This is a genomic window from Trinickia mobilis (genome assembly GCF_017315705.1).
GTDB lineage: Bacteria > Pseudomonadota > Gammaproteobacteria > Burkholderiales > Burkholderiaceae > Trinickia_A > Trinickia_A mobilis.
Genome location: NZ_JAFLRF010000004.1, coordinates 329,166 through 341,493, shown reverse-complemented (window position 1 = coordinate 341,493; position 12,328 = coordinate 329,166). Strand labels below are relative to the sequence as shown.

Here is a 12,328-nt window from a genome sequence, read left to right as displayed (position 1 = left end):
CTGGCCTCTATCGATGCCAGCCGGACTGCAGGCTCACCGTGCACGGTAAGCCTGCAAGCACAGCATCAGCACCGCATCAAGACTGCTTTTCCAGCTTCACGATGGTTAGCGTCCCATTGACCTTTTCGACACGAACCTTGACCTTGTCGCCTTCGTGAACCTGCTTGACCACCGCCGCATCCTTTGCCTTGAACGCCCCGTCTTCAAGCCGATTACATGCAGCACGATCAAAAATCCTTTTCTGTGAGCCGGCTTACTTGCACGGCGGCCGGTCAATAGACTGATTCCGAACCGAGAGATCTTTGCCACGCTTTTGGCGTCTACCGGATCACTTATTAGAGAACCAGTCATGAACTCAGACATTACCTACACCTCGTTTGAATTGCCGGCCGGCCAGCGCGCGGACAGCGATGCGATGACCGAGGCCGAGCGGCAAGTTCGGGTCGACCTTGCCGCAGCCTATCGGCTGTGCGCGTTGTACGGCTGGGATGACCTGATCTATACGCATATCTCGGCGCGCGTGCCGGGGCCGGACCATTACTTCCTGGTGAACCCCCTAGGCCTGGCCTTCGATGAAATCACGGCTTCGAGCCTGGTCAAGATCGACCTCGAAGGCAACGTGATCGGCGCCAGCGTGCATCGCCCGAATGCCGCGGGCTTCGTGATTCACGGCGGCATCCACTCCGCGCGCGAAGATGCGGGCAGCATCATGCATCTGCACACTGACGCGGGCATGGCGCTGTCGATGCTGCAGACGGGTTTGCTGCCGCTGTCGCAGCACGCCATGCGCTTTCACGGCCGCGTGGGCTACCACGACTACCAGGGCATTGCACTTTCGACCAAGGAGCGCGATGAACTGATCGCCGACCTCGGCACGCATGCGGCCCTGATCCTGCGCAACCACGGCACGCTGACGGTGGGGCGCACGGTCGGCCAGGCATTCGTGGAAATGTTCTTCCTCGAAAAAGCCGCGCACTCGCAGTTGCTGGCGCTGTCCACGGGCCAGCCCCTGACCATGCCGGATCACGCGGTCATCGAACTGACGGCCGCGCAATGGGCCGGCGACCTGACGAACCCAAACCAGCGCGAATGGCCGTCATTGCTGCGCAAGCTCGACCGGCTGGACCCGTCCTACCGGGACTGAGTTGCGCCGGACTTGCGCGGCTATGGGGCTACCGACAAGCCGGCGGCGGGGTATGACAAGCATGTCGTGAACACGTGCAATCACAAAATTGCGGCTGCGGCTGACATCACATATTTAGAGGATGGGTACCATGCAACAATTCTGCTCCTGTAGTTCTGAGCTCGCGGAGTCGTCAGTTGGCGGGAAAATTACTACATCCCGCCCTTCCTTTTCACGCCTCGGCAGATTGCCGCAAGTCGCACCGCTATATAGTCAGCAAATTGGAGCCGCAAAGATTACTGTCATATCTGACGGCACTATCCCTCTGGATGCGCCCGCACTTATCTCCGGCAAAGATGCCGCGACAATGGAGAAGCTGTTGGCCAAGGCATTTCTTTGCGGGGAGATCGAGACGTCGATTAACGTTTTCCTGATTGAGCTGGATGACCGAAAGATTCTTGTCGACACGGGTGCCGGCGAATTGTTCCGCAAAATTAATGTCGGCGGCAAACTGTTCACGCGTCTCGACCGGGCAGGCCTTGAACCTCAAGACATCACCGACATCTTGATCACTCACATTCATGTTGACCATGCCGGCGGTCTCACGATGGCAGGCGAGCGAATGTTCCCAAATGCACTTGTCCATGTCGGCAAGCCGGACGTCGATTTCTTTCTCGACCCGGTACAGGCCGCCACATCCACATATCGGCCAGACGCACTTCCGCGTACATTCGAGGAAGCAGTACAAACGGTTAAACCCTATGCGGACTCGGGCCAACTCCGCCCTTTTGACAAGACCACCGAGATTGTCCCCGGGGTGACTGCTTCGCTCCACCCGGGACACACGCCCGGCTCGGCTTTCTACGCACTAACCAGCGAAGGGCAAACCATCGTGTTCGTTGGCGATATCGTTCACATCGCCGCACTGCAATTCGCCGAACCCGAATTCACCGTCGCGTTTGACGTGGATCCCGCCGGCGCCGTGGCGAGTCGCAGGTCTGCCTTCGCCGAATTCTCTCGCTCACAAGTCCTCGTCGCCGCCCCGCATTTGCCTTATCCGGGCATCGGACATATTCGCCCAGACGGTGACGCGTATGCATGGGTACCTGAATCGTTTATGGACAGGGAGTGACCATGGCAACTGCGTAGCAGAGGCGTTGAGCACCAGGGCAACCGCAATTCGCTCGAGGATCGACGAAAGCAATGCCGACACGAAGGCGCTTGCGCAGGCCGCCGCGAAGATCGTCGCCATCGCGCTAAATACTCCGCTCTAGAAGACGGCCGTCACTGTGTCCTCCCTGTCGAAACCGCGCGAAATGCAGCACGTGGTCGGCCAGGAATTAGAGCTCGAGCTAAGCGCTGTCAAACGCCTGCGGAAAGGACAGCGTTGCCACCAGGCCTGCCCAATAATTTGCGCCCCATAAAATCGCTGGAGTCCTGCACAATCGGTCTACAAACATTCGCTATGGGGGGAATACTCGAGGTACAGCGTGAGGTTCGGGGCCAACGAGCAGTGAGGCAACGCATCACCATTTAGCGTCTCTTGCCGACTCCGTAGCGGACGGTCATAAACCTTGTCTGAGTGGCCCCCATGGGCCGACGGACTAATCGGCTCGCGCGGTACGGGCTCCGGCCGATTGCGTTGGACCGCAGTCGGGCAAGCGCGGCTGTTGGGGGGGGCTTTGATCTGAACGCCTGCCCTAAAGAAATCGCCTCTTGCGCCGATATAGAGTCGAAGTCGGCGATTGTTTCCAATCATCCAAAGTGGCAGTGTCGTATGTTGAAAATCGATTTCGAAGACGATCCTGTTGCGTCAGCTGGTTTTTTCGCGGGCGACGGGCCGCCACTGTCGGTCAGTCCCGAATGCGAGGGAGTGGCCCGTTTGACGCGAGCCCATTTCGGTGTCTTTGCCGCGCTGATCACGATATCCGACGCGGACGGGCAGCGTTTGCTGGCCTCCGACGGGGAGTGGCCCCATGCGCTTCCGCCGGACCTGTTTGCTCCGCGCATCAACGCCGGGCGGGCACTCGAGACGGTGGTCGTCATCCCCGACACACGCGACCATTCGCGGTTTTCCATTGCGGAGCACGGCGTCACGGCAAGATGGCCGCGCTTTCTCGCCGCGTGTGCGCTGACCGGCAACGACGGGCGCCATCTGGGGGCGCTGTACCTGCTCGATGTCGAGTCTCGCACGCTCGACCACGGACAGCGCATGCATTTGCGCGAACTGGCGGCGCTGGCCTCGCACGCGCTTGCCCGGGCGCAGACAGAGATGGCATTGCGAAGGCGCGTGTCCGAGCTGGAGGCCGAAAACTACCTGGTGACACTCGCGCTGACGGGAAGCGGAACAGGTGTCTGGGACCGCGATGTCGTCACGGGCGAAATTCGATATTCCCCGGCGTGGAAGGCAATAATCGGCTACGGGCCGCATGAACTCAGCAACCGGATCGAAGACGCCTACCTTCGTTTGCATCCGGACGACCTCGAGTACGTCAAGGCAACGATGCAAGCGCATTTCGAGAGCCGGACGGACGGCTACGCGGTCGAGCACCGCATCCGTTGCAAGGATGACACGTACAAGTGGATCCGCAGCCGCGGCAAAGTGGTCAGCCGCGACAGCGACGGCCGGGCGCTGCGCATGGTCGGCACGACTACGGACATCACGGCCTTGCGCGAGCTGACCTTGCAGTTGCAGCAGACAAACGATCTCATCACCAACCTGACCAACGAAGTGCCCGGCCTCGTCTTTCAATATCGTCAAACGAGCGAGGGAAGTGGCGCCTTCCCCTACGTGAGCGAAGGCATTCGGGACGTTTACGAGGTGAGCCAGGACGAAGTCGCTCGGAGCGCCGACCCGATTGAGGCGCTGATCGATCCCCGCGACATCGGCATTTATCGACGGTCGCTGCAGGAATCGGCGGCGCACCTGACGCCATGGCACCTCGAATACCGGGTAAAGCTGCCGCGTCAAGGCCTGCGCTGGCGACAGGGCGACGCCCGGCCGCAACGCATGCCGGACGGCAGCACGCTGTGGCACGGTTTCATTACGGACGTCACGGAACGCAAGCGTATCGAGGGGGAGCTGCACGAACTCGCAACCTCCGACCACCTGACCCAGCTTCCGAATCGCCGCCACTTCATGATGCAAAGCGAAGCGGAACTTGCCCGGATCCGGTGCGGCGATAGTGGCGTTGCCGCCATGCTGATGCTCGACCTGGATCATTTCAAGACGCTCAACGACCGCTGGGGGCACGCGCTCGGCGACCGCGCGCTCAGCCACTTCGCCGGAGTGCTGCGCCTGGAAGCACGCGCAGGCGACGTTGTAGGGAGGATCGGCGGCGAAGAATTTGCGGTCGTGCTGCCTGACACGGGCACTGAAGCAGCGATCGCCTTTGCGCGACGTGTGCAGCGGCGCGCCGACGAAACACCGCTGATTCACGCCGACGAGCGCATCGCGCTGACCGTCAGTGTCGGCATCGACAGCATGCGGGCAAGGGATGTCGACGTCGATCAGGCTCTCTCGCGCTGCGACAAGGCGCTCTATCTCGCGAAGGAACGCGGGCGCAACAGGATCGAGGTCCATCACGAATGACCGCGCCCTAGCATTTGGCGCGGCTGGTGAAGCAGCAAATTCGTCGGGCACCGTCTCGCGATCCGGCCCAACGCGGGCAGACTATCTCGCCGTTGTGGCGATGAAGACGGTGGTAGACACAGGCGGGCAACGTCATGACGCGCGTTACGAAGTTTCAAAACCCGGCGCGTTGTAGCTAGTTGTAGTATGGAAACCATCGTTAGCCGATTACTGGATGACCGCCTACAAAGTTCAGGCGATATCTCCCGTCAGTCCAAGAACTCGATCCCATTCCGGTTCCATCGAGAATGTAGACAAAAGCAGATCTATGAACAACTTCACCTTCGCTGTCGCACGATGTGAAGTTGGATACACCGCCGAAAAATACGGAGTTTCCGTCTGATAATCGGGAAGAACACGAATGAGTCTCCCTTCTAAAAGATCATTGCAAGCGACCATCGTCGGTACATAGGCAATTCCCAATGATCTACGTGCAAACTCCTGCACCAGATGGATGCTGTTGGAGCGAAGCGCGGGTACCAACGTGACCTCGCTGTGCTGCGAGCTTTTGGTTAACGTCCATCGGTTCCGCCAAGGATAGTAGCGGTAACACGCGAAATCGTGGAGGCAGAGATCATCCGGAGTCGAAATAGGCGATCTATCGTTAAGATACTGCGGAGCAGCGACGAACACGCCCCGCATCCGAAACAGTCGACGCTCGATCAGCGATTCGGAGGCAGGCGGAAATATCTGAAGTACGACGTCAAAGCCTTCCTGCACAGGATCCACTATCTGATCGTTCGCAACGACGTCGAATTCGACATGCGGATGCCCCTTTCTGAATGTTTCGATTACAGCAGGCAAATGCTGCAACGCGAAGCCGTTCAAGGCTGCGATTCGCAAGGTGCCAGTTAAGGCCGCGGTAATGTCCTTTGATCGTTGAGAGAGGGACTGCATGCGATCTATCAGATCATGGCACTTGGCGTAGTATGAAACACCGATCTCCGACAACTTCACCGCCCTACTTGAGCGGTGAAAGAGGGGGACACCTAAATGCTCTTCAAGTTGTTGCACGCGAGTACTGATGACGGACTTTGCAACGCCGAGTTGGTGCGCGGCGACCCCGAAATTGCCGGATTCGGCAACACGCACGAAGGCTTCTATACTCAAATAGATATCCATAGAATATCTCTGGCTTTTGTTGCATTCGTTACGAGCGCTTTGCGCCCTGCATATGGAAACGGGCGCGATCTAGTAGTCCAACGCGGACGTAAGCGACGAAAATGGTTGAAAACCATAGCACGTCGACATATGAGTCGCCATGCTGGAATTCCCGCTGGGGAGATCCTTTGGGGGTCCGCAAGACCGAGAGCGATGATCGACGCGCTCGAATCGCTTGCGATCGACGGGTAGCTCTGCACCGCGCGCGAGAGCAGGCTTGCCGCAAGCTCGTGCAAAACAGTGGCATCCGATCCGTCGCGAATAGGCAGCACAACGGTGGAAAGATTCCTGATCTCCGGCGGCATGCCCGTGTCCAGCACGACTGTCAGCGCCGTTCCTCGTCGGCGATCTTCTGGCTTGCTGGACTTCGTGAGTGAACTGTGCGCTCACGCTTCGGTTGAGCTGCGCCCAATCTCGGCCTTCAATATTTCCTTCAAACGCAATGCCCGTTCGGCGTAAAGGTCTCGCCTTGAAATTGCGCGCGCCGTCGGTGCGACAACGCAGATGGCGTACCGCCCGAGGACGGTATCAATTGCAATGGCGAGTGAGGAAACGCCTTCGATCGACTCTTCCGACTCCCACGCGAAACCCTGCGTGCGAATGCGTGCCAGCGTGCGCAGGAGCCCCGTTGCGGAATGTACGGTACTTGGCGTGGCCTGCTTGTAGTTGTCTCCGAGAATTGCCTTGACTTGCTGATCGGTGTGTAGCGCTAAGAGTGCGCGGCCGCCGCTCGTGCTGTGAAGCGGAAGGTCCCCGCCCACTCCTGGCATTACCCGGAGTACGTGTTCAGCCACTACGACGTGAATGAAAGCCAGTTTGCGGCCGCTCATTCGCGCGAGGACCGCTGTTTCACCGACATCTGCGGAGAGCTGCTCCAGATGCGGTCTCACGATGGAGACCACGTTGGTATGAACACGGCCGACCAGTCGTAGTAGCGCAGGCCCGAGACGCACACCGTCGCTTCGATCGGCCTGCACAAGGTTTTCCTGTCCGAGGGCGGAGACGATCCGCTGGACCGTGGAGCGTGGCAGGTCGACAACTTTTGCGATTTCGGCAAGGCTCCTCGCTGACGCTGTTTTTCATGAGACCCTCGTGCAGGCGTTCGCGGACAGGAATGCCGCTGCTGCGCGCGAACTCATGGGGCGCCATATCGCCAGTGCCGCGTCCCGGTTCGGTTACGACATTTTGTTTTTCTGAGTCCGGTACCCGGGACCGCGGTGTCAAGGTTGTGCTGCAACCCGAACATTACCCGATGATCCCGTGGATGCGAACGGCCGCTACGCCCGACAACAGCGACATTCCAGACTACGAAGTCTAGTGTCGGCGTCCGGTCAAGCGCGTCGCTAGGCGGTACGTCCCCATGGTTTCGGCCCAGCCGCAGAATTAGCGCAAAGTCGATACAGCGCGTCGATTACAGTTGCAGTTGCACGTTCTTGTGAAGAGTGTGTGACCAATTCTCAAAATAACCAACCTTACTGACGTCAACGAAACCGAGCCCGATGCGTTATAACGTTGGACGACGCCAAGGTTCGTCGCCTCGCCACCCCTTCCCTGGAGAATGACTTGAAAAAGCTTGCTGCCGCCCTGATTGCATCGCTGTTTGCCACTGTTGCGTTCGCCCAGGCTTCCGCACCGGCCGCGACCGCCACGGCTCCGACCACAACCGCCACGACTCCGGCCCCTGCCCACAAGACGATGAAGCACATGCATAAAGTGAGTCACCACATGGCGCACAAGAAGGCGCCCCAAAACGCCCCCATCGGTGCTTCTGCTTCGCAGTAAGACACGGCCTCGGCGTGAAACATCGGAACCCTGCTTCGACAGTAATGCCGTTTAGTCAAGGTCCTTTCTAAGGACCGGATGGCGTAACCTAAGGGGTGGGATTTGACGACCCGGGCGCTTGTGCGGTCGGGTCGTTCTACATTAGGCAGGGACTTCTGCCGCTCACAGAGGCGTTGCAAGCCAACATCCCGGCGCACCGTTTTTAACCGCTTCCAGCACAAACAAAAATGCAGTTCGGCGCTTAACTGATCAGCACTACCGCATAAGCGGCCCTTTTTCTCATCGCGACATACTGCGCATTGGCTGATGCCTGTGCCCAAGCCTGTCAACTCGCTGGCACCAATCACGGTGTGACAGTAAGCGAGGTATGCATGCCCATCGAATAGTGTCCTGGCTTGTTGCAAACGAGCACGTAGTGACCAGGAAAGAGCTTGATCGTCAGGCGCCGGCTCTTGCCGGGAGCAACATCCTCGACTTCGCCCATCTTTTGAAACTTCCGTTCAGGCACCTGGCCCTTGCGTACCGGAAGTGCGTCATCGGCGACGGGTGTCTTTAACACGACGAGTTCGTGGACCAAGTTGTTCTCCGCGGCGTTATGGACATCGAACGTCACGGTCCCCGCTTTTACTTGGCTGGTGTCCAGGTGAATCGCGTTCGACAAAAGCGTCGCTTTCAGGAGCTGCTGCGCATTGCTGTAACCCGAAGAGACACCGAGCATAGCCGCGCTGAGGAAAATCGTCATGTGATGGACGGGACCCATGGCTGCACCTCTCGTTGAACTGGTCACTTGCTGCCATCGACTTATCGCGCAATAGTGCTTGCTTCCATGCATACGCGAGCAGCAGCGCTGCGCGGGCAGCTTTGGCCGTGAATGCCATGCCGACTAAACGAGTGGATCGTGGGACTTATTCCGAGGCCATGGGGGGCGAACTGCTATTTGCCGCTGAAGACGAAAACATCTACACAGCGACCAACTGGATGATGCGCGCGGACAATCCATAAATGCATCCAGTACGTCGCCGTCTGCCGTCTCTGCTTATTCCCCGCGACGAGGGCACAGTACGCACGGAATATAACGCGTCGCCAATCGTTTATCAGTTGCCGCAGTCCGAGATGAGATGGGGTCTTCGGTGACACTGCGCATTGCCTCGCTTGCGGCCTTTGTATCGTGGAGTCACGTGGTGATGCCTATCGCTTCGCAAAGGACAAACAGCCCGGTCAGATGAACGGCGACGGCTTCAAGGGTGTGTGGCATATCGCCAAGCCTTAAGTAGCCGTGTATGACCTTCGACATTCGCGCGTCCCAGTCTCTGAAAAGGAACCCGCATCGCCAAGGAATAGTGCGCCGGCGCCGATCGTTTATTGCGTGCGACCGGCATGCGGGGGCGCAGGAGGTGACATGATGAAATCCGTCGTTACGGTATTGGGTCTGATTGCAGGGGGTGTCGCGCTGGCGACGATCGCCGCGTGCGGCGGCTCCGGCAACTCGTTTACTCCGACATTGTTCACGGAGACTGTGCTGGTTTCGGATGGCGCTGTGCCCGCCGCGCACACTGATCCGAACCTGCAGAATTCGTGGGGCATTGCATTTAACCCGGCGGGCTTCTTTTGGGTCGCCGACAACGGCACGTCGGTCGCGACGCTGTATGACGGCAACGGTGTGCCCCAATCGCTCGTGGTCACCATTCCGACGGGCATTAATGGACCCGCGGATCCCACCGGCATTGTGTTCAACGGCACCAAGAGCTTCAGCGTCAGCCTGGGCGGCAAGTCTGGCGTTCCCGCATTCATCTTCGACGGCGAGGGCGGCACGATCACCGCGTGGTCGCCCGCCGTCAATCCGACCGTGGCGATCATTGCGTACGACGACGGCAGCGGCGGCGCAGTCTACAAGGGCCTCGCACTGGCGAGCAACGGGGGGGCGAACTTTCTCTATGCGACCGATTTCCACAACAACAAGATAGACGTGTTCGACACGAACTTTTCGAAAGTCGCGCTGCCCGGCAAATTTCAAGATCCGTCGTTGCCCACGGGTTTTGCGCCGTTCGGTATCCAGGCAATCGGGTCAAAACTGTTCGTGACCTACGCCATGCAGAATGCGGAGAAGCACGACGACGTCGCCGGCACAGGGTTGGGGTTCGTCGACGTCTACGACACGGCCGGAAATCTGCTGCAGCATTTTGCATCGGGCGGTCATTTGAATGCGCCCTGGGGGATCGCGCAGGCGCCGGGCAACTTCGGCAACCTTAGCGGGGACATCCTGGTGGGTAACTTCGGCGACGGGCTGATCAATGTGTTCGACCCGGCGAGCGGTGCGTTCATTACGAGCATCACGCTCTCGAATAACACGACGTTCAAGCAAGATGGGCTCTGGGGCATCGCCTTCGGCAACGGACTCGACAACCAGCCCACCAACACGTTGTTCTTTGCGGCGGGCCCGAATCGGGAAGCGGATGGTGTCTTTGGGCGCCTCGACTTAAAAATGTGAGAAGACATACCGATAAAACGTATGTTCCTACATTGATATTGAGCGGTATTGCCGTCATCGCTTTCCGGTCACGATGAGATTCGGCCGCGATTCGTCGACAGCCGACTCTTCGCATTTTGATGCTCCGTCCGAGTGTTGTCGCCCCACGGGGCGTGTGCCTTAGTGCACCGCACCTGTCGTGACCCCATATCTGGAGATTGACGCGGCGAGATCGCCATCCTATAACCATCCCTATGGATGGCAGATGGATGGAAAATGGAAACGCGCAAACCCCCGCAAGCACTCACCGTACCGCTCCGTTCGAAGGGCGGCGAGACGGAAAAGATCACTATTAATCTCGGTCCCGTCGACCTCGGCCAGATCGACCTGCTGGTCGAAGAAGGCTTTTACTCGAATCGCACCGATCTGATCCGCACGGCGATCCGCAACCAGTTGGCGGTCCACGCCCAGGCCGTGAATGAGACGGTTACACGCCGGGCGTTAGTGCTTGGTCTGCAGCACTTCTCCAAGCAGGACCTGGAGTCGGCACGGGCGGCCAAACAGCGTCTCAACATTCATGTGCTGGGGCTTGCCAGCATTGCATCCGATGTTACCCCTGAGCTAGCGCTCGCCACGATCGCGTCGGTCGTGGTGCTGGGCGCATTCCACGCTTCACCCGCGGTCAAGGCAGCGTTGGCTGGAAGAATCAGCTAGCCCGGCCGGCTGCTTAAACCGACATACGGACAACGATGATGAAGATGAATGAAGATTTCCTGTCGTCCATGCAGGAAGCGATGCACCTGTTGCGCACTGCTGGGCCGCTCGAAGCTACCGCAGCGATTCAACGAGCGCTGCGGGGCGGCGATGGCAGGCCAGGCCGCGCGGCGCCTCGACGACCTGTCGACGCGCGCGACGCGCTGCAGCTTCGCGACGACGCGCTCGACGGGAATCGATCCGCCCGCGCGAGAGCAACGGACGCGTTTCCCCACCCGCATGTCGCCAGGGAGGCCGATGTCGAGGACCGCGGGTATTTCAGTGCGCGGACGTACGTCAACGACGCGGGGCAGCGGAACTATAAGCTCTACGTGCCCAGCGGGTACAGGGGCGCGCCGTTACCGCTGATCGTGATGTTGCACGGCTGCACGCAGGATGCGGACGATTTCGCGGCAGGCACCCGGATGAACGCGTTCGCCGAGCGGCACGATTGCCTCGTTGCCTATCCGATCCAGCCGAAGAGGGCGAATCCGTCCAGATGCTGGAACTGGTTCAAGCCAGTCGACCAGCAGCGGGAGCGCGGCGAGCCTGCGCTGATAGCGGGAATCACCCGCGACGTGATAGCCAGCCACAGCGTCGATCCGGCCCGCGTGTATGTCGCCGGTCTGTCGGCGGGTGGTGCGATGGCCGCCGTGATGATTCACACCTATCCGGAACTGTATGCCGCGGCGGGAATTCACTCGGGTCTGCCATATCGCTGCGCTCACGACTTGCCGTCGGCTCTTGCCGCGATGAAGGGGGGCATACGGGCACGGCGTGGGCAGCTCGCTGACGGTCACGATGGGCCGACCGTGCCGAAGCGGCCGTTGATCGTCTTTCATGGCGACGCCGACGCGACGGTTCATCCCTCCAATGGCAGCGCGCTCGTGCGGGAATTCAGCGCGAGCACGTCCCCCGTCGCTGAGGCACTGGATCGCCAGGCAGGCGGGCGCGCGTGCACGGGGCGGCGGCTGACGGCCGCCAACGGCATTGATGCGGAGTATTGGATCATCCACGGTGCACCGCATGCATGGGCCGGTGGCAGCGTCCGCGGGACGTACACGGATGCCAGCGGTCCCGATGCCAGCGCCGAGATGGTGCGATTCTTTCTCGCACATCCGCAGCACTACTAATAACACCGGGCAAAGGAAAGCCGATCAGACTTACCAAGAGGCAGTGCGCTACGCTTGTCGGAGCTCACGAAATAAGGGGCAATCATCCTATTGGATATTGCGCGCCCCAGGTGTCGGCGAAGTGTTGGGCTTGAATGTCCCTGATCAACTGCGGATTCAGACGGCAGATGCCTCGCTGGGCGGTGATGGGTGCCGTTCGCATCGCTGGCCTCTATTCATGCCAGCCGGACTGCAGGCTCACCGGGCACGGTAAGCCTGCAAGCACAGCATCAGTACCG

The 12,328-nt window shown here is 59.6% G+C and carries 11 protein-coding genes and 2 pseudogenes; 8 read left to right on the top strand and 5 right to left on the bottom strand.

What is annotated here, in order from left to right:
• Window positions 1–76 precede the first annotated feature (76 nt).
• Window positions 77–196: pseudogene (locus tag J3489_RS08270) on the bottom strand (copper-binding protein); the annotation flags it as partial.
• Window positions 197–349: 153 nt separating this feature from the next.
• Here J3489_RS08270 and J3489_RS08265 point away from each other — a divergent pair.
• From J3489_RS08265 to J3489_RS08255, 3 genes are all read left to right on the top strand, one after another.
• Window positions 350–1,144, top strand: a complete 795-nt coding sequence (locus J3489_RS08265; protein WP_206997208.1) for a class II aldolase/adducin family protein — start codon at window positions 350–352, stop codon at window positions 1,142–1,144.
• Window positions 1,145–1,274: 130 nt separating this feature from the next.
• Window positions 1,275–2,255 carry an MBL fold metallo-hydrolase gene (locus J3489_RS08260; RefSeq protein ID WP_206997207.1) on the top strand — a complete coding sequence of 327 codons (981 nt, stop codon included), beginning with the start codon at window positions 1,275–1,277 and terminating at the stop codon, window positions 2,253–2,255.
• Between the two features lie 741 nt (window positions 2,256–2,996).
• The gene (locus J3489_RS08255) at window positions 2,997–4,715 is read left to right on the top strand and encodes a sensor domain-containing diguanylate cyclase (RefSeq protein WP_309491351.1); all 1,719 of its coding nucleotides are present in this window, start codon (window positions 2,997–2,999) and stop codon (window positions 4,713–4,715) included.
• Between the two features lie 231 nt (window positions 4,716–4,946).
• Here J3489_RS08255 and J3489_RS08250 read toward each other — a convergent pair whose 3' ends face one another.
• The 3 genes and pseudogenes from J3489_RS08250 to J3489_RS38305 all read right to left on the bottom strand — a co-directional run.
• The gene (locus tag J3489_RS08250; RefSeq protein ID WP_206997205.1) at window positions 4,947–5,876 is read right to left on the bottom strand and encodes a LysR family transcriptional regulator; all 930 of its coding nucleotides are present in this window, start codon (window positions 5,874–5,876) and stop codon (window positions 4,947–4,949) included.
• A 425-nt stretch (window positions 5,877–6,301) separates the two neighbouring features.
• Window positions 6,302–6,892, bottom strand: a complete 591-nt coding sequence (locus J3489_RS38545) for an IclR family transcriptional regulator (protein ID WP_309491348.1) — start codon at window positions 6,890–6,892, stop codon at window positions 6,302–6,304.
• Window positions 6,893–6,964: pseudogene (locus tag J3489_RS38305) on the bottom strand (hypothetical protein); the annotation flags it as partial.
• 514 nt (window positions 6,965–7,478) lie between these two features.
• Between J3489_RS38305 and J3489_RS08240 the strand changes: the two are divergent.
• On the top strand, window positions 7,479–7,697 hold the full coding sequence (locus tag J3489_RS08240) for a hypothetical protein (protein ID WP_206997204.1): 219 nt from the start codon (window positions 7,479–7,481) through the stop codon (window positions 7,695–7,697).
• 343 nt (window positions 7,698–8,040) lie between these two features.
• On the opposite strand, the gene J3489_RS08235 is transcribed toward J3489_RS08240, so the two are convergent.
• On the bottom strand, window positions 8,041–8,457 hold the full coding sequence (locus J3489_RS08235) for a plastocyanin/azurin family copper-binding protein (protein WP_206997203.1): 417 nt from the start codon (window positions 8,455–8,457) through the stop codon (window positions 8,041–8,043).
• A 408-nt stretch (window positions 8,458–8,865) separates the two neighbouring features.
• On the opposite strand from J3489_RS08235, the gene J3489_RS38775 reads away from it, so the two are divergent.
• From J3489_RS38775 to J3489_RS08215, 4 genes are all read left to right on the top strand, one after another.
• Window positions 8,866–8,967, top strand: a complete 102-nt coding sequence (locus J3489_RS38775) for a COG4315 family predicted lipoprotein (protein WP_206997202.1) — start codon at window positions 8,866–8,868, stop codon at window positions 8,965–8,967.
• Window positions 8,968–9,099: 132 nt separating this feature from the next.
• Window positions 9,100–10,185, top strand: coding sequence for a TIGR03118 family protein (locus J3489_RS08225; protein WP_206997270.1), 1,086 nt, complete (start codon window positions 9,100–9,102; stop codon window positions 10,183–10,185).
• 255 nt (window positions 10,186–10,440) lie between these two features.
• Window positions 10,441–10,878 (top strand): ribbon-helix-helix domain-containing protein, encoded by a 438-nt coding sequence (locus J3489_RS08220; RefSeq protein ID WP_206997201.1) that lies wholly within the window; start codon window positions 10,441–10,443, stop codon window positions 10,876–10,878.
• 38 nt (window positions 10,879–10,916) lie between these two features.
• Window positions 10,917–12,050 carry an extracellular catalytic domain type 1 short-chain-length polyhydroxyalkanoate depolymerase gene (locus J3489_RS08215; RefSeq protein WP_206997269.1) on the top strand — a complete coding sequence of 378 codons (1,134 nt, stop codon included), beginning with the start codon at window positions 10,917–10,919 and terminating at the stop codon, window positions 12,048–12,050.
• Window positions 12,051–12,328 lie beyond the last annotated feature (278 nt).